Origin of the sequence: Duganella rhizosphaerae, assembly GCF_040364205.1 — a bacterium.
Taxonomy (GTDB): Bacteria; Pseudomonadota; Gammaproteobacteria; order Burkholderiales; family Burkholderiaceae_D; genus Rugamonas; species Rugamonas rhizosphaerae.
Genome location: NZ_BPWK01000004.1, coordinates 240,911 through 265,547 on the forward strand (window position 1 = coordinate 240,911; position 24,637 = coordinate 265,547).

Consider the following 24,637-nt stretch of genomic DNA (forward strand, 5'->3'; position numbering starts at 1 on the left):
ACGCATATGAAAACTACCGAAGCCCTGTCCCCCGTCCAGCAAATCGTCGCCGCCCACCGCCGTGGTGAAGCAACAGGCTTGTACAGCGTGTGCTGCAGCCATCCGAGCGTGCTGCGCGCGGCGATGCGCGTGGCGGCCGACTACGACACCGTGCTGCTGGTGGAGGCGACCTCGAACCAGGTCGACCAGTTCGGCGGCTACACCGGCATGACGCCGTCCGCCTTCCGCGACTACGTGCACAACCTGGCGCGCGGCCAGGGCTTCCCGCTGGAGCGCCTGGTGCTGGGCGGCGACCACCTCGGCCCCAACGCCTGGCAGGGACTGGACGCGGTCACCGCCATGCAGCACTCGGAGACGCTGATCGCCGCCTACGCCGCCGCCGGCTTCCACAAGATCCACCTCGATTGCAGCATGCGCTGCGCCGACGATCCGCAACTGCTGAGCGATGAAACCATCGCCGCCCGCTCCGCGCGCCTGTGCGCGGTGGCGGAAAAGGCCGCCGAACAAGCCGGCCTGCCGCCGCCGGTGTACGTGATCGGCACCGAAGTCCCGATCCCGGGCGGCGAAGCCAATCTGGCGCAGGCCGGCGCCGTCACCTCGCCCAAGGCCGCCGCGCGCACGCTGGACGTGCACCGCCTGGCCTTCTTCGCGATGGAACTGCACGACGCCTGGCGCCGCGTGATCGCGATGGTGGTGCAGCCAGGCGTGGACTTCGACCACAGCCAGATCCAGCACTACGACGCCGCGCAGGCCACCGCGCTGTCGGCCTTCGTCGCCGGCCAACCAGGCCTGGTGTTCGAAGCCCACTCCACCGACTACCAACGCGAATCGGCGCTGCACGACATGGTGCGCGACCACTTCGCCATCCTCAAGGTCGGCCCGGCCGCCACCTTCGCGCTGCGCGAGGCCTTGCAGGCACTGTGCCTGATCGAGGAAGAACTGGTGGCGCCGGGCCAGGTCTCGCGCCTGATGCAGGTGCTGGACGAAACCATGCTGGCGCAACCCAAGCACTGGGCCAAGCACTACCCCGGCAGCAGCGCCGAACAGCGCCTGCTGCGCCGCTATGGCCTGAGCGACCGTTGCCGCTACTACTGGGGCGAGCCGGCGATCGTGGCCGCCGTCGACAAGCTGTGCACCAACCTCGATGCGCTGGCGATCCCGCTGTCGCTGCTGAGCCAACACCTGCCGGAGCAGTATCTGGAAGTGGTGCAAGGCCGGCTGGCCACCAAGGCCGAAACGCTGCTGGAGCACAAAATCGGCCGCCTGCTGGCGCAATATGCGCGCGCCTGCAACCGCAACGGGGCGGCAAATACGGTATTCAATGCCACCGCGCCTGCTGGCACAGCGGCTGCGATCTGTTAAGCTCGACGTTTTTGTAAACTCGACTGCACAATAATGCGAAATACCAGTCAACGCCGCGCCTCCATCCTGCAAGCGCTTACCCAACACGGCTCGGTCCAGGTGGCCGCGCTGGTGGACCAGCTGGGCGTGTCCGCCGTCACCATCCGCAGCGACCTCAGTGCGCTCGAATCGCAGGGCCTGGCCACGCGCAGCCACGGCGGCGCCACGCTGACCCGCACGCCGCCGCCCGAGCAGACCATACCGCAGAAGGACGCGCTGAACCACGAGCAGAAGGAGCGCATCGGCGCCTGGGCCGCGCGCATGGTGCAGCCGGGCGACAACATCATCATCGATTCGGGCACCACCACCATCTCGCTGGCGCGCCACCTGCACGAGGCGCAGAACGTGACGGTGATGACCAATGGCCTGAACATCGCCTGGGAACTGGCCGACGCCCCCGGCGTCGACCTGATCCTGACGGGCGGCCTGCTGCGCAAGCAGTCGCTGTCGATCCAGGGCACCCAGGCCGAAGCCTGCCTGCAGGCCTACAGCTTCGACAAGCTGTTCCTCGGCGTCGACGGCTTCGACCTGCAATTCGGCGTCACTACCCACCACGAGGCGGAAGCGAGCCTGAACCACAAGATGGTGGAGCGTGCCAAGAAAATCATCGTCCTCGCCGACGCCTCCAAATTCGGGCGCGTCAGCCTGCACCGCATCGTGCAGCTGGATCGCGTCCATACCGTCATTACCGACGCCAGCATCAGCGCGGAATACCGCGATGGCCTGCTGGAAGCCGGCATCGAACTCCTGATAGCGGAATAACAGTGTTAAGCAACGAAGTGTTAAGCGGCAGAATCCTCACACCACAAGGCTGGATCACGGGCAGCATCGCCTTCAGCGAGCAAACCCGGCGTATTCAAACCATCCAGGCGGACGCGCAGGCCGGCAACAGCAGCGGCCTAACCATCCTGCCCGGCTTTATCGACCTGCACGTGCACGGCGCCGCCGGCGTCGACATCATGCAGGGCGGCGACGCCGGCGCCAGTGTGGCGCGCAGCCACGCGCGCCACGGCACCACGGCGATGCTGGGCACCACCATGACGGCCACCGACAATTCGATCCGCCGCGCGCTCAAGGGCCTGGCCGGCGTGATCGCCGAACGCCCGGCCGGCGCCGCGCGCATGCTGGGCGTGCACCTGGAGGGGCCGTTCCTGAGCATCCACCGCCTCGGCGCGCAGCCGGCCGACGCGGTGGCCGTGGCCAGCCTGGAGCTGGTGCGCAGCTATCACGAGCTGGCGGCCATCCGCGTGCTGACCCTGGCCACCGAAGTGGACGGCCACCTGGACCTGATCCCGATGCTCAGGCAGATGGGCATCCGCGTGCAGCTGGGCCACAGCAACGGCAGCTACGAGGACGGCGTGGCCGCGCTCAACGCCGGCGCGGCCGGCTTCACCCATCTGTTCAACGGCATGACGGCGCTCAACCACCGCCACCCCGGCATCGCTGGCGCCGCGCTGGCGCACGCCGAATACGCCGAGATCATCCCCGACCTTCAGCACGTGCACGAAGGCGCGATCCGCGCCGCGCTGCGCGCCATCCCGCGCCTGTACGGCGTGACCGACGCCACCTCGGCCACCGGCATGCCGGACGGCGAGTATGGGCTGGGCAGCCAGCGCGTCTACAAGTGCCTGGGCTGCGTGCGGCTGGCCACCGGCTCGCTGGCCGGCTCGGTGCTGACCATGGACCAGGCGCTGCGCAATTTCGTCGGCCTCGGGCTGGACCTGGCCGACGCCTCCAACCGATTGTCGCTCTACCCCGCCGACTACCTGGGCGAGACGGAGCGCGGCCGCCTGGCGCCCGGCGCCTGGGCCGACCTCGTCGTTTTGAATGCCGATCTGCAGCCGGTGGCCGTCTTCGTTGAAGGCGAAGCCATCGATCTTTCTTCACACTAGCCGGAGTTTCGATGCAAGCCACCCTGCCAACCGCACCCGCCCGCGCCATGGGCTTTCTGCTGTTTATCGCCGGTATGGGAGGGCTGCTTTACGGGATAGACGTCGGCATCATCGCCGGCGCTCTGCCCTATCTGGAATCGACGGCGTCGGTGGCGTGGAAGCTGAGCGCGCAGCAGCTGGGCTTTATCGTCGCGGCGGTGCTGCTGGGGTCCGTGCTGTCGTCGCTGTTCGCCGGCGCGCTGGCCGACCTGGTCGGACGACGCGCGGCGATGGTGCTGGCCGGCGCCCTGTTCACCTTGAGCATACCGCTGATCGCGCTGGCCGACGGCTACCTGCCGCTGATGCTGGGCCGTCTGCTGCAAGGCGTCAGCGGCGGCTTGATCGGCGTGGTGGTGCCGCTGTACCTGGCCGAGTGCCTGCATGCGCGCCATCGCGGCCGCGGCGCGGCGCTGTTCCAGCTGCTGCTGACCATCGGCCTGGTGGCGGCGGCGCTGATCGGATTGTTCCAGGCGCAGACGGTGGAAACCGCCACGGCGGCGGCGCAGCACTTGGCGGAGGCGGCCCGCGCCGACGCCGTGTTCGCGGCCAAGGACCACGCATGGCGCAGCATCTTCTGGGTGTGCCTGGCTCCGGGCCTGGTGTTCACGCTGGGCGGCCTGCTGCTGTCGGAATCGCCGCGCTGGCTGGCGCGCAAGGGCCGCATCGCCCAGGCCCGCGCCGCGCTGCTGCGCACCCGTCCCGCCGCCGAGGCGGAAGCGGAACTGCGCGACATCGAACTGGCACTGTCGCCGGTGACGTCGACCGGCGGCGCGGTGGTCAACGATCGACTGCTGAGCCGCCGCTACGTGCTGCCCTTCCTGCTGGCCTGCCTGGTGCTGGCCCTGACGCAGGCGACCGGCATCAATTCCATCCTGGCCTATGTGGTCACGATCCTGAACCAGGCCGGCCTGCCCGGCGCCACCGCCAACATGGCCGACGTCGCGCTCAAGGTGCTCAACGCGGTGATGACGGTGGTGGCGGTGGCGCTGGTGGACCGCAAGGGCCGCAAGTTCCTGATGATGCTGGGCACCGGCGGCATCGTGCTGGCGCTGTTGACGGCCGGCCTGCTGTTCCGCAGCGTGGAGGGCGAGCAGCGCGACATCAGCGCCATGCTGCAAACGCGCGTGCACGCCGAAGCCCTGGAACTGCGTCTCGACCCGGCCACCCTGCAGACGCTGGGCGCCACACCGGCCGATGGCGCGCCGATGCAGCTGTCGATCGCCTATTCCTACGGCCCATTCACCAACGTGCAAAGCCGCCGCAGCGACGATCCGGCGCTGCCGCTGCTGCGCGTCGCCCGTGAAGACACGGTGCAGGCGGACAGCGTGATCGGCGCCTTCTTCCGCCGCCTGCATCTGAATCCGTTCGCCGATCCGGCCGAAGCGGTCGGCGCTCCGCTGCGCATCGAGCAGGCGCACCTGTCGGCGGTGCCGCCGTCCACACACGGCTGGCAGGTGGCGCTGGCGATCTGCCTGTTCGTCGCCAGCTTCGCGGTCGGCCCCGGCGTGTGCGTGTGGCTGGCGCTGTCGGAGCTGATGCCCAACCGTATCCGCTCCAACGGCATGAGCGTGGCGCTGCTGATCAACCAGTTCGTGTCCACCGTGATCGCGGCGGTGTTCCTGCCGACGGTCGGCCAGTATGGCTACGCCACGCTGTTCTTCTACGGCGCCGGCTGCGCGCTGCTGTACTTCCTGACCGCCACCTTCCTGCTGCCCGAAACCAAGGGCAAGACGCTGGAAGAAATCGACGCCCACTTTTCGCGCTGAGCGCGCGGCAGGCGCGGGCGGCTTAGGCCAGGCAGGCTTCGAGCGACGTTTCGAGCAGCGGGAAGTGGCCGCTGTCGACCAGGCGCACATTCGCTTGCGGGAAGATGGCGCGCCAGATGGCGCCATCCCGTTCCGCATCGATCATCGGATCATGGCGGCCGAACAGCACCGAGACCGGTCCGTTGAAGGCGCTGCGCCCCGGCGGCTGGAAGCTGGCCGCAAAGTCATCCGACACGGCGACCGAGGTCGGGCCGTCGAAGGCGCCCGGCTGTTGCAGCACTTCGAGGAAATGGCGCGGCGCATCGCCGGCATCCGGGCCGAAATACAAGGACGGCACATCCGGCAGCAGTTGCAGCACGCCGAACACGTCCCAAAAGCGCGCCCGCCCCGGTGACGCTTCGTAGGCCGCCAGCGCCGCGGCGACCTTGGGGGCGTCTGCATGGCCGGCGTTGCGCGCCAGCGCGTGCCGCGCCAGCCGCAGCGCGGCCTGTTCGGGATTATAAGTCGGCGCCAGCAGCACCACGCGCGCCACCAGTTCCGGCGCGTGGTTGGCGACATGGGTCGCCAGGTGCGCGCCGAAGGAACTGGCCATCACGGTCAGCGGCGCGCCGTGCGCCTGCGCGCTGCGGCGAAACCCGGCCAGCGTGGCCTCCAGCAAATCCAGGTAGGGGCGCTGCGCGCACGGCGCCGCAGGCGGCTGCTGCCACCATTCCACGTCGCAGGCCTGCGGGAAGCGCGTGCTTTCAATGGCGACGCTCAGGCCTGGGCCGCCATGCAAGTAGAAAATCGATGCCATGCTTGCTCCTTGTGTGTGGGCTGGCTCCAGCGTAACGCAAGAGTGCTTTTTTAACAAGTATGCAGCTAGTTGATTGACTTCGCCGGGCGCTGTGGTCAAATGGGCGCATGAAAAAATATCTCCTTGCGATGTCCCTGCTGCTGGCGGCCGCCCATGCGCCGGCCCAGGTGCTGCCCGTACGCGAACAGGCGGCGGTGATCAACCAGCTGCTGGCCGAACGCTTCGACACGCTGCTGCCGGACATGATGGCGCAGACCGGCATCGATATGTGGATCGTGGTCTCGCGCGAATACAACGAAGACCCGGTGCTCAAGACCATGCTGCCGGCCGAGTGGCTCAACGCGCGCCGCCGCACGGTGCTGCTGTTCTACCGCGATCCGGCCAGCGGCCGCGTCGACAAGCTGGCGGTGGCGCGCTACAACGTCGGCAAGAGCATCGCCGCCGCATGGGACACGCAGAAATTCCCCGAACAGTGGGCGGCGCTGGTGGCGCTGATCCAGCAGCGCAAGCCGGGCAAAATCGCGCTCGACACCTCGCGCCATTTCGGCCACGCCGACGGCATCGACCACACCGACTACGCCGAGCTGCTGCAAGCGCTGCCGCCCGAATACCGCACCAGGGTGGTGTCGGCCGAGCCACTGGCGGTGCGCTGGCTGGAGACCCGCACCGAACGCGAGATGCAGATCTATCCACAGCTGGTCGACGCCACGCACAAGATCATCGCCGAAGGTTTTTCCGAGCGCGTGATCACGCCCGGCATCACCACCAGCGAGGACGTGGTGTGGTGGTTCCGCCAGAAGATCCGCGACCTGGGCTACGACACCTGGTTCCACCCGTCGGTGGAGATCCAGCGCGCCGGCAAGGGCCTGGCCAACGCCGACGTCATCATCCCCGGCGACCTGCTGCACGTGGACATCGGCATCACCTACCTGCGCCTGAACACCGACGTGCAGCAGCATGCCTATGTGCTCAAGCCCGGCGAGAGCGCCGCGCCGGCCGCGCTGGTGCAGGCCTTCGCCCGCGCCAACCGCCTGCAGGATATCCTGACCGCGCAGTTCCGCCACGGCCGCACCGGCAACCAGATGCTGGCCGCGGCGCTGGCGCAGGCGCGCGCCGAGAACCTGAACCCGACCATCTACACCCATCCGATCGGCTACCACGGCCACGCGGCCGGCCCGACCATCGGCATGTGGGACATGCAGGACGGCGTGCCGGGCAGCGGCGACGAGGCGCTGCGCTACCGCACCGCCTACTCGATCGAGCTCAATGCGGCCACCGCGCTGCCGGGCTACGCGGAGCCGGTGCGCATCATGCTGGAGGAAGACGCCTACTTCGACCAAGCCGGCATCCGCTACATCAGCGGACGCCAGAAGGAGCTGCTGCTGGTGCCGCGCTAGCCCTTGCGCGTGAAGCCGTCGTCGCTCCACGTCTCGCTGCCGACGCCGTGGCGCACGAAGAACAGGCCGTGCGGATCGTACTGCCGCTTGGCGCGCGCCAGCCGCTCGTAGTTGGCGCCCCAGAACGCGGCCTGCCAGTCCTTGAGGAAGTAGTCGCTCTCCGACACGTAGGAGCCGGCCTTGGGCGCGGCCTTGTACAGTTCCGCCATCGCCCGGCCAATCGCGGCGGCCCGTTCACGGCCGCGCTGCGCGCCCTTCTCCGCATCCTCTTGCGCGCCTGGCATGCCCGGATAGCGCGGGCCGTCGCCACCGGCGATGATGGCCAGCGCGAAGGCGCCCAGCACGTCGGGATTCATCGCCGTGTCGCGCGCGGCGGCCAGGTCGGCGGCCGAGGCGCCGGCCAGTCCCTTGTTGAAGTGCAGGCCGACGCGCCAGTGCCGCGTGCTGCGGAACAGCGCGTCGGCCAACCGCGCCTGCTGCTCGGCGGCCAGCAGCGTGGCCGGCAGCCAGGCCGACTGGTAGCCGTGGATGAACCAGCCCGCGTCCTCGGCGTCGCCCTTCCACACGCCGTGGTGCGCCGGGGCGCCGGGACGCTCGTCGGCCAGCATGAAGCCGGGCGCGTATTTCTTGAAGAAGGCCACGTTCCAGAACTGCCGCGCCGGCAGCGCCACCGCGCGGAACGGTTTCTCCAGCGTGTACTCGGGCCGCTCGCCCAGCCAGGCCAGGAACGGCGCCCACACCGCCTCCGCCTGCTGCTGGTTCAGGCCCTGGAACACCATGGACACGTCCACCGTGTTGCCGGTGTTGAAGCCGATCTGCTCGCCCCAGTTGGCGTTGAACAGCGCGCCGGCGTAGAACGCCAGCACCTGCGCGATCAGCGCGCGGTAGGCGTCGTCGGAGCCGGCCTTGATGGTGAAGAACACCGCGCCGAAGGTCTCCGGCAGTTCGCGCGTGCGCAGCGTCAGCCGCGTGACCACACCGACGCTGCCGCCACCGCCGCCCTTCAAGGCCCAGAACAGCTCGGGGTTGGTGCAGGCGTTGGCGATGCGCACCTGGCCGTCGGCGGTCACCACCTCCGCTTCCAGCAGGCCGGCGGCGGCGGTGCCGTAGTTCTTGGAGAAGCTGCCGAAGCCGCCGCTCTGCACCAGCCCGGCGACGCCGACCGTGGTGCAGCCGCCGCCCTGCACGTAGCGGCCGCCGCGCGTGGTGACGGCGTCGTAGGCGTCGATCCACATCGCGCCCGCGCCCAGCGTGACGGCCGGCTGCGGCGCGTCGTTGCAGCCCTGGGCGACGAAGGCCGGTTGCAAGGTGGCGTCGTTCATCTGGCGCGTCCAGACCAGCAGCGAATCGGGCGCGTCGGACGTGCCCTGGTAGCTGTGGCCGCCGCCTTTGACCACCAGCCGCAGATTATGCTCGCGCGCGAAGTTGACCGCCGCCACCACGTCGGCCGTGCCGCGCGCCGCCACCGCGTAGGCGCTCGGCTGCGAGGACCAGGCGTCCAGCCAGCCGCTGGTCTGCGTCAGCGCCGGCTGGTCGCCGATGGCGTAGGTGTTTTTCAGCTCGTCCAGCGCGGCGGTGCAGGCCGGCGCAACGGCGCTGGCGGCGCAGGCGGCGAACGGCGCATCCAGCTTGAGCAGGCGGCCATCGACCCGCGCCTTCAATTGCTGCCAGGCCGTGGCCGACGGCCAGGCGGCGTCGCCGGGGCGCACGCGGCGGCGCGGCGCGGTGGCGGCGGCGCTCCACGCAGGCAACGAGGTCAGCGAAATCAGCGGCAAGGCCGCCACCGACTTGAGCAAGCTTCTTCTTTTCATGGACTGGCTTTCATGAGTGATAGGGACAGCGCCACCTTAGCGCAGCCGTCCGCCGCCGGTCCACCGCTATGTGGCGAGACGGACAAGGGCGTGGCGAAGCGGATAATCTATTGACCAGGCAAAACGAATGATGCCGGCAAGCTCTGGTGTGGCAAAAACAGGCCGCACCTGCCAAGATAGTGCTACAGGCGTCCGGCCAGAGCGCCTGTAACAGCACGCTCTCTTTGGCCCAACACCATCCAGGAGAAGTACATGAATTCGTTTGTGGAAACCATTTCGCCAGCAGCAAAAAATCACGCGCTCGCCCGCATCGACTATTTCAGCGACCTGACGCTCGCCACCCTGCAATCGGTGCGCCAGCTGTCCGAGGTGAACCTGCAATTCAGCCGCGACTGGCTTCAGGATTCCACCGCAGCGCTGCGCACCGCCCTGCTGACCCCGCAGGCGGAGCGCACGCAGGCCGGCACGCCGTCGACCGAACAGGCGGCGCACAAGCTGCAGGCGTGGCAGCAGCAGCTGAACCAGATCGCCAGCGAGTATCAGACCAGCATCAACCAGGTGGTGCAGCAGCATGCGCCGCAGGCGGCGCGCACCGCGACCGAGCTGGCCGAGGCGGTCACGCACAAGGCCGTCGCCCAGGTCGACCAGCAGCTGCGCCAGGGCAAGGCTGCCGGCAAGGAAATCATCGACCAGGCCCACCACTTCGCCAGCGTGGCGGCGCAGAACGGTTCGATGGCGCAACCGGCCTCGATGCAGAGCGCCGACGAGCATGCCGGCGCCTCGGGCAACAAGAACTAGGCGCCGTTACAGGAAGCGTTCCGGAATATCCTCGATGAAGGGATACATCGAGAAGTACGGTTTCGCTTCGTCCAGCACCTGCTTGACCGACGGGCGGCCCACCAGCCGCTCGAAGTAGCCGTTCAGGTGCTGGTATTCCTCGGGGAACGGCAACAGCGTGGCGGCGTAGAACAGCGCGGGCGCCGCCGCGCAATCGGCCATGCTGAAGGCGTCGCCGCACATCCAGCTGCGCGTGGCCATGCGCTTCTCGATCATCTTGTACGCCGTCTTGAGCTTGGTGCGCTCCTTGGTCTGGTCGCACTGCAGGCCGCTCAGGTGGCCGCCGACGATGGTCTGCACCGGCTCCTGCACATAGTTGTCGAAGAAGCGGTCCCACAGGCGCACATCGAGCGCCGCGTCCCAGTCGGCCGGGATCAAATCCTGCGGGCCGGGAAAGTAGCGGTCCAGGTATTCGATGATGACCGAGGTCTCCGGCACGTCGCGCCCGCGCTGGTGGTCGCGCAGCACCGGGAACTTGCACAAGGGCCAGATCGCTTCCAGCTCGGCGCGGTCGGCTTCGTCGCCCAGGTTGATCAGGCGCCGTTCGAACGGCGTGGCGTTCTCGTACAGCGCGATCAGCACTTTGTGGCAGAACGAGGCCAGTGGATGGTAGTACAGCGTCAGGGACATGGTTGGCTCTCAGGAGGTCGGGCACCGCCACGCGGTACCAATCAATTCAGCAGATGATACTTCAGACAAGCCGGTAGCGGCGGACGGGAAATGTTGCGACACTTCGCTCCGTCATACGCCGGGCCCACTCTGACAAGCGCCGGCGGACCTCCGAACCATCATCTCACAGGATCCTTCATGCGCCTTGCCATTAGCCTTGCCCTCGCCTCCCTTTGCGCCTTCAGCGGCAACAGCCACGCCGACGCCCTCGACCTGCCTTCGTCGTCCGGTCCGCAAACCGCGCCCGCCGCCGGCGACAGCCTGACCGTGGGCGGCGGCATCGCCTATGTGCCGGAATACGCCGGCAGCAAGAAAAGCCGCGTGGTGCCGCTGCCCTACATCGAACGCACTTTCGACAATGGCATCTTCCTCAGCACCATGCGCGGCATCGGCTTCCAGACCAGCGCGAGCGGCGTCGGCCTGAGCGCGGCGCTGAGCTACGGCGGCGCGCGCGCCGACCACAAGCGCAATACCTTCGAGGGCTCCGACGCGCTCAAGGGCATGGGCGACATCCAGGGCGCGGTCCAGGCAGTGCTGGGCGCCAGCTATCAGTTGGGCACCGTCGGCATCAGCCTGGGCACCACGCAGAACCTGGCGCACCGCGAGCACGGCGCCACCTACACGCTGGGCGCGTCGACGTCGCTGTACACCACCGCCAGCGACCAGGTCGGCCTGAGCCTGTCGACCGAGTACGCCGACAAGAAGCACATGCAAACCTATTTCGGCGTGACCACCGCGCAAAGCGCCGCCTCCGGCTACAAGGCTTACACCGCCAAGAGCGGCATTGCCAACGTCGCGGCCAGCGTCAGCTGGAACCACGTGCTCGACAAGAACTGGTCGGTGCACACGGTGCTCGGCGTGACGCAGCTGGCCTCCGATGCCGCCGACAGCCCGCTGACCAAGCGCAAGACCACGCCGTTGCTGATGACGGGTGTTGCCTATAAGTTCTAAGCCGCTTAGCTGGATGATACTATTGAGGGAAATTCAATTTACCGTTTCCCTCACATGCCGACTCTCACGCTGCTGACCTTTATCGCCCTCGCGCTGTCTGTTGGGGCCGTCTGGCTCCCACGTTTTTCCCACCTCCCGCTCGCGCCATGGCAAGCCTTGTTTGCCGTGGCGCTGCTGTGCGGCGCGCTGTCGGGCGTGCTGCAGGCGCCGGCCTTCATCGCGCTGGCCTTGTTCGGCGGCGCGGCCTGGCTGACCGGTGCGGCGTCCAAAAAATATCTGCGGGTTGTGTTTGGCGTGGTCACGCTGGTGCTGGCGTTTGCGCTGGCGATCCACAAGCTGCCGGGGTTCAGCAATCCGGTGGTGATCGCCGGCGCGGTGTTCTCGGCCGGCGCCAAGCCGTTTACGCAGTATGCGAATTTCGACAAGGGCGCGGTCGGCCTGATACTGCTGGCCTTCCTTTGCCATCGCACTGCGTCGCTGGCTGAATTTGGCGGCGTGCTGAGGAAGACTGGGCCGGTGCTGTTGCTCACCGTGGCGGCCGTGATGGCGTTTGCCACCGGCGTCGGCTTCGTGCAGCCGGCATTCAAGCTGCCGGAGGTCACACTGCAATTCCTCGCGGTGAATCTGTTCTTCACGGTGGTCGCCGAAGAGGCGTTCTTCCGCGGCTTCCTGCAAGCACGACTGGTATCGGCGCTGTCCGGCTTCCGTCATGCCGCGTGGGTGGCGCTGATCTGCTCCGCCCTGCTGTTCGGCGCCGCCCATCTGGCGGGCGGTCCGCTGTACGCCTTGCTCGCCTCGGTTGCCGGCCTGGGCTATGCCTACGTTTACCACATCACGCAGCGCATCGAAGCGCCCATCCTCGTGCACATCGCGCTCAACGCCGTGCACTTCATCTTCTTCACCTACCCATAATTAAATGAATTTCAGCTTCACGAAAATTTTGCTCGCAATCGTGCTTGCGGTAAGCGCCGTCATCGCCAGCGGCGTCTCCGGTTTGCTTTTTGTAGTCTGGCCAACCGGTCTGTCCGACCGCGCGATCGTCGTCACGCCAACGATGCGGGCCCAGCTCGCGCAACTGAAGGCGGAGCAGAAATTCCTGCCGGACCTGCTGCACGCGTATCCCGGCGCGCCGAACGAGAGCGTACGGGCGCAGGCGCAGGCGGAAGTCGACGCAGTCCTCGTCACGTTGATGACGGATCTTCCATCACATGCACGCCGATCTTTTGTCCTGAAGACGTTCAAGTCCGCATTGGGAAAGTTCGATAGCGCCGAATCCGAGGAGCGCGATCAATTCCTGTCCTACCTGCAGCACATGATGGTCATTATCGGCGTCAGCGATAGCGCCGAACTGTTCAACGTCTGGCGCTATGGCTTTCCATATGGCTGGATGATAGGCTGAGCAGGGGGTATAGGACAGACAGCCAGATCATCGCACGCTTGACGGCAAAGCCACGAAGAGTATTGTTATAGGCAGTGTGGATAGCGACTTCAAAAGGACGCGATGATGCTGCTTTCTGAAACGTCAAATATTGAGATTCAAGACACTTTGGCCAACGTCGCACAGACGGTAGACCTGGCCGAAGGCGATCAGCGACAGCTAAACATTCGCGACTTTGAAAATGCCTCGCGTGTGGTAAGCGCTCAGCGCTTGCGCTTGGAGCATCAGGTTGCAAAGGTTCGGGCGACCTTGACCCCAGACATCCTGGATCCAGAAATGGCGATACATGGCCGTTTGGAAAAAATGAAGGAAAGCCTGCGCATCGTCCGCCGCAGAATCTTAGACCTGCAACAGGAAGAGCGCCAGCTTCCAAACAGCCTCAAGCTTCAACAAGCCATCGCTGATCTACGCAACATCACAGAAGAAACGTACACGACCGCGAACAAGCTGCAATGGGAAATCGCCGAACATGATGCGACCAGCGACTCGCGAGGCGCCCCCTGGTTGGTGACTAATCAGGACCAGCTGGATAACGCGCTGAACAAAATTCAAGGTCTATACGAGTCATTTGACCAGCAACGACTCGCACAAAGCCAGCTTTACGTTTGAGAACCACACAGCGTTCATGCGTAACTGCGGCACCCATGACGAAGTCGACAAAAACCCCTGAACGCATTAGTTAAGTAGCAACTCCGGCTGCTGCTGCACGATGGCGGTCTTCGGCAGGCAGACGATGAAGGAGCTGCCCTTGCCGGCCTCCGACTTGATCTGCAAGGTCGAGCCATGGCGCAGCAGCACGTGCTTGACGATCGCCAGTCCCAGCCCGGTGCCCTGGGTCTCGCGCGAACGGCTCTTGTCGACCCGGTAGAAGCGCTCGGTCAGGCGCGAGATATGCTCAGGGCTGATGCCGATGCCGGTATCTTCCACCATGAACTTGACGCCGCCTTCATACGCTTTCCACACCAGCTGGATCTTGCCGCCGGCCGGCGTGTAGCGCACCGCGTTCGAAGCCAGGTTGCCGAAAGCGCTGTGCAGCTCTTCGTAGCTGCCCATGATGTCCGGCCCGTTCACGGCCATGGTGATCTCGTGCTTGCCGGCAGACAGTGCCCGCGCGTCGCGCAATACCTGCTCCATCAGCTTGGGCACGTCGACCTGCTCCGGCCGCATCGGATAATCCACCGACTCCAGCCGCGACAGGGTCAGCATGTCCTCGATCAGGTGTTGCATGCGATGGCCCTGCTCTGTCATCAGCTTCAGGTGCGCCGAGCGGGTGGCCGCATCGAGCCCCTCGGAAGCGGCGATCTCCAGGAAACCAACGATCACCGTCAACGGCGTGCGCAGCTCGTGCGACGCGTTGGCGATGAAGTCGCGCCGCATCTCTTCGATGCGCTCGCTCTCGGTGGCGTCGTGCGTCACCAGGATTTGCCGGCGGTTTTCAAACGGAATGATATGCACGATCAGCTTGCGCTCGCGGAAGCTGATCGTCAGCGGCTGCTCGTAGCGGCCGAGGATGATGTAGTCCATGAAATCCGGGCTGCGCACCAGGTTGGTCACGCGCATGCCCTTGTCGCGCTCGTGCGTCAGGCCCAGGTGCTTCTCGGCGGCCGGATTGCACCACTCCAGGAACAGCACGTCGTCCATGATGACCACGCCGTCCGGCAGCAAGTGCATGGCCTGGCGGAAGCGCGCCAGCCATTCGGTCAGCTCGGCCTGGTTCTTCTCGTCGTCGCGCCGCATGCGGTACAGGCGCGAGAAGATATTGGTCCAGGCGCCCCAGCCGTCGGGCAGCTTGGCGCTCTGCGGATCGTCCATCCAGTTGCTCAACTGGTAGAGATACGACAGCTGCACGAACACCATCACCATCATGGCCAGCAACGCCAGCACCAGGCCGTGTATCCAGCCGAACATCCAGCCCAGCGTCGCGCAGCCCGCCAGGATGATGGCGGTGCGCAGCGCGGCCGGCACCCAGAACACCAGTTTTGGATTCATTATTTCTCCGACAGCATGTAGCCCACGCTACGCACCGTCTTGATCAGATGCTCGGCCTCTTTCAAGGCCTTGCGCAGGCGCAGCACGTGGACGTCGACGGTACGCTCTTCGATCACCACATGGTCACCCCACACCTTGTCGAGCAGCTGGCTGCGCGAGAACACCCGTTCCGGATGCGCCAACAGGAACTTCAGCAGCTTGTACTCGGCATGGCCGATGTCGATCTTCTGCTCGTCCATCAACACCGTGCAGCTGACCGGGTCCAGCATCACATTGGCCGCGCGCATGGTCGCTTGCGCATGCTCCGGGCTCTTGCGGCGCAGCAGCGCCTTGGCGCGCGCCAGCAGCTCGCGCGGCGAGAACGGCTTGGTGACATAGTCGTCGGCGCCGCTGTTGAGGCCCGCCAGCTTGTCTTCTTCCATGCTCTTGGCGGTCAGCATGATGACCGGGATTTCATTGAACTGGCGGTCGGAACGGATGCGCGCCAGCAGGCGCAGGCCGGTCTGGTCGGGCAGCATCCAGTCCAGCAAGATCAGTTGCGGGGTCTTGGTCTGGATGAAGTCCCAGGCCTCGGAACAGCTTTGCACGGCGCAGCAGTTCCAGCCTGCTTCGCGCAGCGAAAACGTCACCAGCTCGACAATGGCGGGCTCGTCTTCGACGATCAGTACGGTGGTTTTATCGGATGCCATTATTTCTCTTATTTCTTATTGCGCCTGCTCGGGCACGTCGTCCGGTATCGGTGCGGTCTTGGTGTGGCGGATGTCCTTGCCTTCGACGACGTAGATGACGTATTCGGCGATGTTCTTGGCGTGATCGCCGATGCGCTCGATCGCCTTGGCCACCCACAGCGTGTCCAGCGCGGCCGAGATTGTACGCGGATCTTCCATCATGAAGGTGATCAGATTGCGCATGATCGAACGGAACTCGTGGTCGATCACGGCGTCCTGGGCGATCAGCTGCAAGGCTTGCTTGCCGTCGTTGCGGGCGAACGCGTCCAGCGCGTCGTGCAGCATGTCGCTGGTGTTGTTGGCGATGCCGCGCACCATCTCGTAGTGGTTGACGGTCACCGCGCCGCGCGCGTGCAGCGCCTTGGCGGTGCGGGCGATCTTGGTCGCTTCGTCGCCGATGCGCTCGAGGTCGGTGATCACCTTGATCGTCGCCATGATGGTGCGCAGATCGTTGGCGGCCGGCTGGCGGCGCACGATCAGGTGGCTGCAGGCGTCGTCCAGCGACACTTCCAGCTGGTTGACGGCGTCGTCCTCGCGCATCACGCGGTCGGCGCGCTCGGGATTGCCGATGCGGAAGCAGGTCATGGCGTCGAGGAACTGGGTCTCGACGATGCCGCCCATCAGCAGCACCTTGCTGCGGATGGCTTCCAGTTCGTTGTCGTACTGCTTGGATGAGTGTTCACCGATCATGCTGAGCTCCGTAGTCGTTTTGCTATTATAAGTTCGATCAGCCGAAGCGACCGGTGATGTAATCCTGCGTCTCTTTGCGCGCCGGATTCATGAAGATCTGGTCGGTCTCGCCGAACTCCACCAGCTCGCCCAGGTACATATAGGCGGTGTAGTCCGAGCAGCGCGCCGCCTGCTGCATATTGTGGGTGACGATGGCGATGGTGTAGTCCTGCTTCAGCTCGCTGATCAGCTCTTCCACCTTCGAGGTCGAGATCGGATCGAGCGCCGAGGTCGGCTCGTCCAGCAACAGCACGTCCGGCTTGACGGCGACGCCGCGCGCGATGCACAGGCGCTGCTGCTGGCCGCCCGACAGCGACAGGCCGGATTTGCTCAGCTTGTCCTTGACCTCGCCCCACAGCGCGGCCTTCTTCAGCGCCCATTCGACGCGCTCGTCCATCTCGCCTTTCGACAGGTCTTCGTACAGGCGCACGCCGAAAGCGATGTTGTCGTAGATCGACATCGGGAACGGGGTCGGCTTCTGGAACACCATGCCGACCTTGGCGCGCAGCATGTTGACGTCCTGGCCCTCTTCCAGGATGTTACGGCCGCGGTACATGATCGAACCCTCGGCGCGCTGGCCCGGGTACAGGTCGTACATGCGGTTGAGCGTGCGCAGCAGCGTCGACTTGCCGCAGCCCGAAGGACCGATGAAGGCCGTGACCTGCTTTTCGTGCACGTCCAGGTTGACGTTGGTCAGGCTCTGGGTTTTACCGTAGAAAAAATTCAGGCCCGAAATCTCGATGGTTTTACGTTTGCCGTTGGCGGCTACCACATTCTCTTGGCTCAGTTGCGTATTCATTGTTGATCGCTCTTATCAGAATTTGATATTCGGGTTTAATTCGGGACTTTTTGGCTGAACAGGGTGCGCGAGATGATGTTCAGCGCCAGCACGCTGAAGGTCACCAGCAGCGCGCCGCCCCAGGCCAGCTCGCGCCAGTTGTCGTACGGGCTCATGGCGAAGCCGTAGATCACCACCGGCAGGTTGGCGATCGGGCGGTTCATGTCGGCGCTGAAGAACTGGTTGTTGAGCGCGGTGAACAGCAGCGGCGCGGTCTCGCCGGAGATGCGGGCCACGGCCAGCAGCACGCCGGTGATCACGCCGGCCTTGACGGCGCGCAGGCGCACCATCATCGCCACTTTCCAGCGCGGCGCGCCCAGCGCGAAGGCCGCTTCCAGCAGGCTGTTGGGCACCAGGCGCAGCATGTTGTCGGTGGTGCGCACCACCACCGGCACCGCGATCAGCGCCAGCGCCAGCGAGCCGGCGTAGCCGGAATAGTGGTTGACGGTGGCCACGTACAGCGCCCAGACGAACATGCCGATCACGATCGACGGCGCCGACAGCATGATGTCGGTGACGAAGCGGGTCAGGCTGGCGATCTTGTTTTCCTCGCCGTATTCGGCCAGGTAGATGCCGGCCAGCACGCCAACCGGCGTGCTCACCAGCGTCGCCAGGCCGACGATCATCAGGCTGCCGACGATGGCGTTGGACACGCCGCCGCCCTCGCTGCCGGGCGACGGCGTCGGCTGCGTGAACAGATGCAGGTTGAGCGCGCCGAAGCCCTTGACGGCCAGCGTGACCAGGATCCAGGCCAGCACCAGCAGGCCGACCGACATGGCCAGCACGGACAGGGCGATGCCGATGCGGTGCGCCAGCAGGCGCTTGCGGTAAACCGGGTTGACCGGCGACGAGGTAGCTACTTGCTTCATTTGACGCCTTCCTTGCGGGACATGCTCGCCAACATCAGCTTGGCGGAGGACAGAACGATAAAGGTAATGACAAACAGGATCAACGCCAGCGCGAACAGCGACGACGTGTGCAGCGGCGTGTCGGCCTCGGCGAATTCATTGGCCAAGGTCGAGGCGATCGAATTGCCGGCCGCGAACAAGGACCACGACAGCTTGTTGGCGTTGCCGATGACGAAGGTCACGGCCATGGTCTCGCCCAGCGCGCGGCCCAGACCCAGCATGACGCCGCCGACCACGCCGGTCTTGGTGTACGGCAGCACGATCTTGCGCACCACTTCCCAGCGCGTGCAGCCCAGGCCGTAGGCCGATTCCTTCAGCACGGCCGGCACGATCTCGAACACGTCGCGCATCACCGACGAGATGAAGGGGATGATCATCACCGCCAGGATCAGCGCCGCCGTCAGCACGCCGATGCCCATGGTCGGGCCGCTGAAGAACTGGCCGATGATGGGCAGGTGGCCGATGGTGTTCTTCAGCAGCGGCTGCACGTAGTCGCCGAACAGCGGCGCGAACACGAACAGGCCCCACATGCCGTAGATGATGGACGGCACGCCGGCCAGCAGCTCGACCGCCGTGCCCAGCGGGCGGCGCAGCGAGGCCGGGCAGATCTCGGTCAGGAACAGCGCGATGCCGAAACTGACCGGGAAGGCGATCAGCAGCGCGATGCCGGAGGTGACCAGGGTGCCGACGATGGCGATCGCCGCGCCGTACTGGTCGTTGACCGGGTCCCACTCGACGCGGGTGACGAAGCCGGGACCGAATTCCTTGAACGCCGGCCAGGCGCCCACCAGCAGCGAGACGATGATGCCCAGCAGCACCGCCAGCACCGACAGCGCGAACAGCATGGTGGTCTTATGGAAGATGAAATCCTGGATGCGCTGGTTGCGCATGGTGCGGTGCATGGCCTTGGTGGCGGCCTGCTCGGCTGCCGCGTGGGCGGCGGTGGCGGTGTGCATGGCCGGCTCCGGTTTGGTCAGGGGCGTGGAAGTGATATCAGCGCTCATATTGTTGTCTCGTGGATGTAAGCTAGCCTGCGCCTCCCCAATGGGCGGCGCAGGCTAGCCCCCTCGCCGCCCGTGCTGCCGGCGGCGAAGGGTGGGCAAGGATTAGTAAATCGCTTTACCCGAAGCGTCTTTCAGGTTGGCTTTCCAGGAATCCTGGATCAGCTTGACCACCGAAGGAGGCATAGGCACGTAGTCCAGTTCGGTCGCGGCGGTGGCGCCGTTCTTGAACGACCACTCGAAGAACTTGATCACTTCCTTGCCTTTGGCGGCGTCGGCCTGGGCCTTGTGCATCAGCACGAAGGTCGCGCCGGTGATCGGCCATGCGCTCTTGCCTGGCTGGTCGGTCAGCACCACGGCGAAACCTGGCGTCTTGGCCCAGTCGGCGTTGGCGGCGGCGGCCTTGAAGAACTCGTCGTCAGGCTGCAGGAAGTTGCCGTCCTTGTTTTTCAGCTGGGTGTGCGACATCTTGTTTTTCTTGGCGTAAGCCCACTCGACGTAGCCGATCGAACCCTTGATGCGCTGCACGTTGGCGGCGACGCCTTCGTTGCCCTTGCCGCCCACGCCCACGGCCCATTTCACGGCAGCGTCGGCGCCGATCTTGGTCTTGAATTCAGCGTTGGTTTTCGACAGGAAGTCGGTGAACAGGAAGGTGGTGCCCGAACCGTCGGCGCGGTGCACCACGGTGATTTCTTCGGCCGGCAGTTTCACGCCAGGGTTCAGCGCGGCGATGGCGGCGTCGTTCCACTTGGTGATCTTGCCCAGGTAGATGTCGCCGATCACCGGGCCGGTCAGCTTCAGCTGGCCAGGGGTGACGCCGTCGATGTTGACCACGGCGACCACGCCGCCCATGATGGCAGGGAACTGCATCAGGCCTTCGGCGTCCAGTTCAGCGGCGCTCAGCGGCTTGTCGGACGCGCCGAAGTCGACGGTCTTGGCCTTGATCTGCTTGATGCCGGCGCCGGAGCCGACGGATTGATAGTTCAGGCCGTTGCCGGTGGCGGCTTTGTACATATCGGCCCATTTGGCGGCGATAGGATACATGAAGGAAGAGCCGGCGCCGGTCATATCGGCGGCATGGGCTGCGGACGAAAATGCCACGACGGCGGTAACGCCAACTACCAGGGAAGAGAACAACTGTTTCATTCGCATATCAAGTCCTTTTGTTATGACAGGTTAGGATGCTGCGCAGTCTACCGGGGCAATATGACAGGTTTATGACATGGCCGAAATATGTCAAAAATAGTTATTCCATCCCGAAAACGGCGCCCTCTTCCTCTGAGAACAGGCCATGGTACCGCTGTGGTAACGCCATATATTACGCCCATCGTGTCATAATCGGCGCGTCATCCAGGTCATTTATGACAGCGGATGTCACGGAGTTGTCATATTTCTTCTTTACACTGTTGCATCATTCTTCCGCTATACAGAAGCGATACAGGATAGAATGAGATTAACTGCAAAGTGAACAAAAAGACATGAAGCCTGACTTGCATGCTGAAGTAAACAAGAACTCCGCGTTCCTGGACCGCGAACTGTCGCAACTGATGTTCAACCGGCGCGTGCTGGCCCAGGCCGAGGACAAGAGCATCCCCCTGCTGGAGCGGTTGCGCTACCTGTGCATCGCCAGCAGCAACCTGGACGAGTTCTTCGAGGTGCGCGTGGCCAGCCTGCTGGCGGCCGGCAGCGTCGAAGGTTCGCTGTCCAACCACCCGGCGCTGGTGGCCACGCTGTCGCGCATCAGCAATGAATGCCACGCGCTGGTGACCCACCAGTATGAGATCCTCAATCAGGAAGTGCTGCCACAGCTGGCCGCCAACGGCGTGCACCTGGTGCGCCACAACGAGCGCAACGAGGCGCAGCGCGCCTGGGTCAAGGAATACTTCGACACCGAGGTGCGTCCGCTGCTGACGCCGATCGGCCTCGATCCGGCCCACCCCTTCCCGCAAGTCGTCAACAAGAGTCTCAACTTCATCGTCTCGCTGTCCGGCAAGGACGCCTTCGGCCGCGGCACCGCCATCGCGATCGTCAAAGCGCCGCGCGTGCTGCCGCGCGTGATCCGCCTGCCGGACCATTTGTCGAAAAGCGGCGGCGTGTCGTTCTGCCTGCTCTCGTCCATCATCCACGCCCACATCTCCGACCTGTTCGCCGGGCGCGAGGTGATCGCCTATTCGCAGTTCCGCGTCACCCGCGACTCCGACCTGTGGGTCGACGAGGACGAGGTCAAGAACCTGCGCCAGGCGCTCAAGGGCGAATTGCAGGGCCGCCAGTTCGGCACCTCGGTGCGGCTGGAAGTGGCCAAGAACTGCCCCCCGGAGCTGTCGCAGTTCCTGCTCGACCAGTTCGGCCTGCACCAGAGCCGGCTGTACGCCGTCAACGGCCCGGTCAACCTGGTGCGCCTGACCGAGATCATGGACCACGTCGACAACCCGGCGCTACGCTTCCCGCCGTTCTACCCGGGCATCGCGCAAAAGCCGGGCAGCCCGGACATCTTCGCCGCCCTGCGCGACGGCGACATCCTGCTGCACCACCCCTACCAGACCTTTCAGACGGTGATCGACTTCATCCGCAGCGCCGCGCTCGACCCGGCGGTGGTGGCGATCAAGCAGACCATCTACCGCACCGGCATGAACTCGGACCTGATGGAGTCGCTGATCCTGGCCGCGCGCTCGGGCAAGGAAGTGACCGTGATCGTCGAGTTGAAGGCGCGCTTCGACGAGGAAGCCAACATCAACTGGGCCGACAAGCTGGAACAGGCCGGCGCCCAGGTGGTGTACGGCGTAGTCGGCCTGAAGACCCACGCCAAGGTGGCGCTGGTGATACGCCGCGAAGACCACAAGCTGCGCTTCTACGCCCACCTCGGCACCGGCAACTACCACCCGACCACCACCAAGTTCTACACCGACTTCGGCCTGCTGACCTGCCATCCCGGCATCAGCCAGGAGGTCAACGAAGTGTTCATCCACCTGACCAGCCTGACCAAGCCGCACCGGCTGGTGCACCTGTGGCTGGCGCCGTTCGCGCTGCACAACGAGATCATCAAGGCCATCCGCAACGAGGCGCGCATCGCCCGCGCCGGACGGCCGGGGCGGATCATCGTCAAGATCAACGCGCTGGTCGACGAATCGGTGATACGCGCGCTGTACGCGGCCTCCAAGGACGGCGTCAAGATCGACCTGATCGTGCGCGGCGCCTGCATGCTCAAGCCGGGCGTGCCGGGGCTGTCGGAAAACATCAAGGTGCGCTCCATCATCGGCCGCTTCCTCGAGCACAGCCGCATCTACTACTTCCGCAACGACCTGGCGCACGACGTCATGCTGGCCAGCGCCGACTGGATGAGCCGCAACCTGTTCCGCCGCATCGAGGTGGCCTTCCCCATCCTCGACAAGGCGCTCAAGCGCCGCGTGCTGACGGAAGGACTGAATCCTTATTTAAAGGATAATATGAACGCGTGGGAGCTGGAAGCGGACGGCCACTACCAGCGCCGCAAGGCGCGCGGCAAGCAGCTGCCCTACAGCGCCCAGCAGCACCTGATGGAAACGCTGGGCATGCCCGGCGCCCATCTGGGAGAATAAACGGAGCGGGATCTTTTTTCGCAGGTCGTTCAGGAGAAAAACATGGATCTCATATTGTGGCGGCATGCCGAGGCCGAGGACGCCGAACCCGGCATGTCCGATCTGGAGCGCGAACTGACCGTCAAGGGTTTGAAGCAGGCGCGCCGCATGGGCCAGTGGCTCGATTCCCAGCTGCCCGACAGCTGCCGCATCCTGTGCAGCCCCGCCGTGCGCACCCTGCAAACGGCCGAGGCGCTGGGGCGCAAGTTCAAGATCCACACCGATCTGGCGCCGGGCGCCGACGCCTCCGATATCCTCAAGGCCGCCAACTGGCCGGGCAACAAGGATTCGGTGCTGGTGGTCGGCCACCAGCCCACGCTGGGCCAGGTGGCTTCGCTGTTGATGACGGGCGACGACCTGGAATGGGATATCCGCAAGGCCAGCGCCTGGTGGTTTTCCCAGCGCGACCCCGGCAACGCCATCAGCGTCTACCTGAAAGCGGTGATGGCGGCCGACCTGGTGGTGAAATAAACGGAAAATACGCTGCGTAGAGCTTGTAAAGCGGCAACCATCTGCTAAAGTTTAATTGTAACAACTTGAGGGAGGGTTACCATGTTCACCTTGCTCACGATGGGGATCTTCGGAGGGATGATCGCCCTGGTAGTGTATGAATTGATCGAGGAAATGCGCGGCAGCAAACACAAATTGGTCGACCGCTATCACGAATAGCTACCGCTTCACTGAAGCAGAAATCGGCGCCGCTGGCGCCGATTGCCGTTTACAGGCCGGTTTTGAACTTGGTGTAGATGCGGGTAATGTTGCGGCGGATATCAGCCGGCACCGCTTCCGGCGCGGCCATGCGCTGCTTGTCGGCGTCCGACAGGAACACCGTCTTGTTGCCGGCGATATCCTTGCGCACGAACTTCAGGCTGGCCAGGTTAGGATTGGCGTAGAACACCTTGTTGGTCAGGCTGGCATGCACCTCGGGCCGCATGATGTAGTTGATCCACAGGTGGGCGTTGTTCGGATGCGGCGCGTCGGCCGGGATGGCCATGGTGTCGAACACCAGCGCGGCCGAGGTCTTCGGCACCAGCACCTCGATCACATTGCCGTTCTTGGCGTCGATCGCGCGCTGGCGGGCGATGTTGATGTCGCCCGACCAGCCCAGCGCCACGCACACCGCGCCGTTGGCCATGTCGTTGATATAGCCCGACGAGCTGAACAACGTCACATTCGGGCGGATCGCCTGCAGCAGCTTGCCCGCCTCGGCGTAGTCGGCGGCGTTCTTCGAGTAGGCCGGCTTGCCCAGATACAGCAGCGCGGCCGGCAGCACCTCGGACGGCGAATCGAGGAAGGACACGCCGCACGACTTCAGCTTGGCCGCGTATTTCGGGTTGAAGATCAGGTCCCAGGCGTTGTCCGGCATTGGCATGCCGCCCAGCGCGGCCTTGACCTTGTTGACGTTGATGCCGACCGTGGTATAGCCCCACAGCCAGTCGACCAGGTATTCATTGTTCGGATCGATGCCGGCCAGCTTGGCCTGGATCGCCGGATCCATGTTCTTCAGGTTGCTCAGCTTGGATTTATCGAGCTTGCGCAGCAGCTTGCCGTCGATTTGCAGGCGCGCCCATTGCGCGGTCGGCACCACGACGTCGTAGCCCGACTTGCCGGCGGCCAGCTTGGAGTTGAGGATTTCGTTGTTATCAAACAGGTCATAGCGAACCTTGATACCGGTTTCTTTTTCAAAGTTTTTGACGGTATCGTCGGCGATATAGTCCGACCAGTTATAGATGTTGAGGACTTTCTCCTCTTGCGCCTGGGCCGCCACCTGCCCCGCGCCCGCCATCAAGCCAGCCGCCACCAACGCCGCACCAACGAACTTCCCTGCCATAA

Annotated in this window: 23 protein-coding genes; 12 read left to right on the forward strand and 11 right to left on the reverse strand. The window is 64.9% G+C overall.

Going from position 1 to position 24,637, the window contains the following annotated elements:
- Positions 1-6: 6 nt before the first annotated feature.
- Genes RUGAMON1_RS11015 through RUGAMON1_RS11030 form a run of 4 tightly spaced genes read left to right on the forward strand, consistent with a single transcriptional unit; the run spans position 7 to position 5,098 of the window.
- Positions 7-1,362: a D-tagatose-bisphosphate aldolase, class II, non-catalytic subunit gene (locus RUGAMON1_RS11015; RefSeq protein ID WP_445230549.1), complete on the forward strand. Its 1,356-nt coding sequence runs from the start codon at positions 7-9 to the stop codon at positions 1,360-1,362.
- 33 nt (positions 1,363-1,395) lie between these two features.
- On the forward strand, positions 1,396-2,163 hold the full coding sequence (locus RUGAMON1_RS11020) for a DeoR family transcriptional regulator (protein WP_445230550.1): 768 nt from the start codon (positions 1,396-1,398) through the stop codon (positions 2,161-2,163).
- 17 nt (positions 2,164-2,180) lie between these two features.
- Positions 2,181-3,293: an N-acetylglucosamine-6-phosphate deacetylase gene (gene nagA / locus RUGAMON1_RS11025; RefSeq protein WP_445230777.1), complete on the forward strand. Its 1,113-nt coding sequence runs from the start codon at positions 2,181-2,183 to the stop codon at positions 3,291-3,293.
- Between the two features lie 11 nt (positions 3,294-3,304).
- A complete protein-coding gene (locus RUGAMON1_RS11030) occupies positions 3,305-5,098 on the forward strand; it encodes an MFS transporter (protein WP_445230551.1) in 1,794 nt (597 codons plus the stop codon).
- Positions 5,099-5,120: 22 nt separating this feature from the next.
- Here RUGAMON1_RS11030 and RUGAMON1_RS11035 read toward each other — a convergent pair whose 3' ends face one another.
- Complete coding sequence (locus RUGAMON1_RS11035) at positions 5,121-5,894, reverse strand: alpha/beta fold hydrolase (protein ID WP_445230552.1); 774 nt, start codon at positions 5,892-5,894, stop codon at positions 5,121-5,123.
- 107 nt (positions 5,895-6,001) lie between these two features.
- Between RUGAMON1_RS11035 and RUGAMON1_RS11040 the strand changes: the two genes are divergently transcribed.
- A complete protein-coding gene (locus RUGAMON1_RS11040) occupies positions 6,002-7,291 on the forward strand; it encodes a M24 family metallopeptidase (protein WP_445230553.1) in 1,290 nt (429 codons plus the stop codon).
- On the opposite strand, the gene RUGAMON1_RS11045 is transcribed toward RUGAMON1_RS11040, so the two are convergent.
- Positions 7,288-9,102 carry an FAD-binding oxidoreductase gene (locus RUGAMON1_RS11045; protein WP_445230554.1) on the reverse strand — a complete coding sequence of 605 codons (1,815 nt, stop codon included), beginning with the start codon at positions 9,100-9,102 and terminating at the stop codon, positions 7,288-7,290. The two genes, RUGAMON1_RS11040 and RUGAMON1_RS11045, sit on opposite strands and share 4 nt — an antisense overlap.
- Before the next feature lie 252 nt (positions 9,103-9,354).
- Here RUGAMON1_RS11045 and RUGAMON1_RS11050 point away from each other — a divergent pair, with 252 nt between their 5' ends.
- A complete protein-coding gene (locus tag RUGAMON1_RS11050; RefSeq protein WP_445230555.1) occupies positions 9,355-9,900 on the forward strand; it encodes a phasin family protein in 546 nt (181 codons plus the stop codon).
- A gap of 6 nt (positions 9,901-9,906) precedes the next feature.
- On the opposite strand, the gene RUGAMON1_RS11055 is transcribed toward RUGAMON1_RS11050, so the two are convergent.
- A complete protein-coding gene (locus tag RUGAMON1_RS11055; protein ID WP_445230556.1) occupies positions 9,907-10,569 on the reverse strand; it encodes a glutathione S-transferase family protein in 663 nt (220 codons plus the stop codon).
- 177 nt (positions 10,570-10,746) lie between these two features.
- Here RUGAMON1_RS11055 and RUGAMON1_RS11060 point away from each other — a divergent pair, with 177 nt between their 5' ends.
- The 4 genes from RUGAMON1_RS11060 to RUGAMON1_RS11075 all read left to right on the forward strand — a co-directional run bounded on the left by RUGAMON1_RS11060 (position 10,747) and on the right by RUGAMON1_RS11075 (position 13,606).
- Positions 10,747-11,559 (forward strand): MipA/OmpV family protein, encoded by an 813-nt coding sequence (locus tag RUGAMON1_RS11060; RefSeq protein ID WP_445230557.1) that lies wholly within the window; start codon positions 10,747-10,749, stop codon positions 11,557-11,559.
- A 54-nt stretch (positions 11,560-11,613) separates the two neighbouring features.
- Positions 11,614-12,471 carry a CPBP family intramembrane glutamic endopeptidase gene (locus RUGAMON1_RS11065; RefSeq protein WP_445230558.1) on the forward strand — a complete coding sequence of 286 codons (858 nt, stop codon included), beginning with the start codon at positions 11,614-11,616 and terminating at the stop codon, positions 12,469-12,471.
- 4 nt (positions 12,472-12,475) lie between these two features.
- Complete coding sequence (locus RUGAMON1_RS11070) at positions 12,476-12,958, forward strand: DUF4844 domain-containing protein (RefSeq protein WP_445230559.1); 483 nt, start codon at positions 12,476-12,478, stop codon at positions 12,956-12,958.
- Positions 12,959-13,060: 102 nt separating this feature from the next.
- Positions 13,061-13,606 carry a hypothetical protein gene (locus RUGAMON1_RS11075; RefSeq protein WP_445230560.1) on the forward strand — a complete coding sequence of 182 codons (546 nt, stop codon included), beginning with the start codon at positions 13,061-13,063 and terminating at the stop codon, positions 13,604-13,606.
- Positions 13,607-13,672: 66 nt separating this feature from the next.
- Here the strand turns inward: RUGAMON1_RS11075 and phoR are convergent, their stop codons facing one another.
- From phoR to pstS, 7 genes are all read right to left on the reverse strand, one after another.
- A complete protein-coding gene (gene phoR, locus RUGAMON1_RS11080; protein WP_445230561.1) occupies positions 13,673-14,986 on the reverse strand; it encodes a phosphate regulon sensor histidine kinase PhoR in 1,314 nt (437 codons plus the stop codon).
- Positions 14,986-15,675, reverse strand: a complete 690-nt coding sequence (locus RUGAMON1_RS11085; RefSeq protein ID WP_020706067.1) for a response regulator — start codon at positions 15,673-15,675, stop codon at positions 14,986-14,988. The genes phoR and RUGAMON1_RS11085 overlap by 1 nt, the downstream gene beginning before the upstream one ends.
- 15 nt (positions 15,676-15,690) lie before the next feature.
- On the reverse strand, positions 15,691-16,404 hold the full coding sequence (gene phoU / locus RUGAMON1_RS11090) for a phosphate signaling complex protein PhoU (protein WP_020706066.1): 714 nt from the start codon (positions 16,402-16,404) through the stop codon (positions 15,691-15,693).
- Positions 16,405-16,441: 37 nt separating this feature from the next.
- Complete coding sequence (pstB, locus tag RUGAMON1_RS11095) at positions 16,442-17,242, reverse strand: phosphate ABC transporter ATP-binding protein PstB (RefSeq protein ID WP_020706065.1); 801 nt, start codon at positions 17,240-17,242, stop codon at positions 16,442-16,444.
- Between the two features lie 35 nt (positions 17,243-17,277).
- The gene (pstA, locus tag RUGAMON1_RS11100) at positions 17,278-18,150 is read right to left on the reverse strand and encodes a phosphate ABC transporter permease PstA (RefSeq protein WP_445230562.1); all 873 of its coding nucleotides are present in this window, start codon (positions 18,148-18,150) and stop codon (positions 17,278-17,280) included.
- Positions 18,147-19,145: a phosphate ABC transporter permease subunit PstC gene (gene pstC / locus RUGAMON1_RS11105; protein ID WP_445230778.1), complete on the reverse strand. Its 999-nt coding sequence runs from the start codon at positions 19,143-19,145 to the stop codon at positions 18,147-18,149. Before pstC ends, pstA begins: the two co-directional genes overlap by 4 nt.
- A 150-nt stretch (positions 19,146-19,295) precedes the next feature.
- Positions 19,296-20,342: a phosphate ABC transporter substrate-binding protein PstS gene (gene pstS / locus RUGAMON1_RS11110; RefSeq protein ID WP_445230563.1), complete on the reverse strand. Its 1,047-nt coding sequence runs from the start codon at positions 20,340-20,342 to the stop codon at positions 19,296-19,298.
- 326 nt (positions 20,343-20,668) lie between these two features.
- Between pstS and ppk1 the strand changes: the two genes are divergently transcribed.
- Positions 20,669-22,765, forward strand: coding sequence for a polyphosphate kinase 1 (gene ppk1 / locus RUGAMON1_RS11115; protein WP_445230564.1), 2,097 nt, complete (start codon positions 20,669-20,671; stop codon positions 22,763-22,765).
- 42 nt (positions 22,766-22,807) lie between these two features.
- Positions 22,808-23,275, forward strand: coding sequence for a phosphohistidine phosphatase SixA (sixA, locus tag RUGAMON1_RS11120; protein ID WP_445230565.1), 468 nt, complete (start codon positions 22,808-22,810; stop codon positions 23,273-23,275).
- A 247-nt stretch (positions 23,276-23,522) separates the two neighbouring features.
- On the opposite strand, the gene RUGAMON1_RS11125 is transcribed toward sixA, so the two are convergent.
- Positions 23,523-24,635 (reverse strand): polyamine ABC transporter substrate-binding protein, encoded by a 1,113-nt coding sequence (locus RUGAMON1_RS11125; protein ID WP_445230566.1) that lies wholly within the window; start codon positions 24,633-24,635, stop codon positions 23,523-23,525.
- Positions 24,636-24,637: the final 2 nt, after the last annotated feature.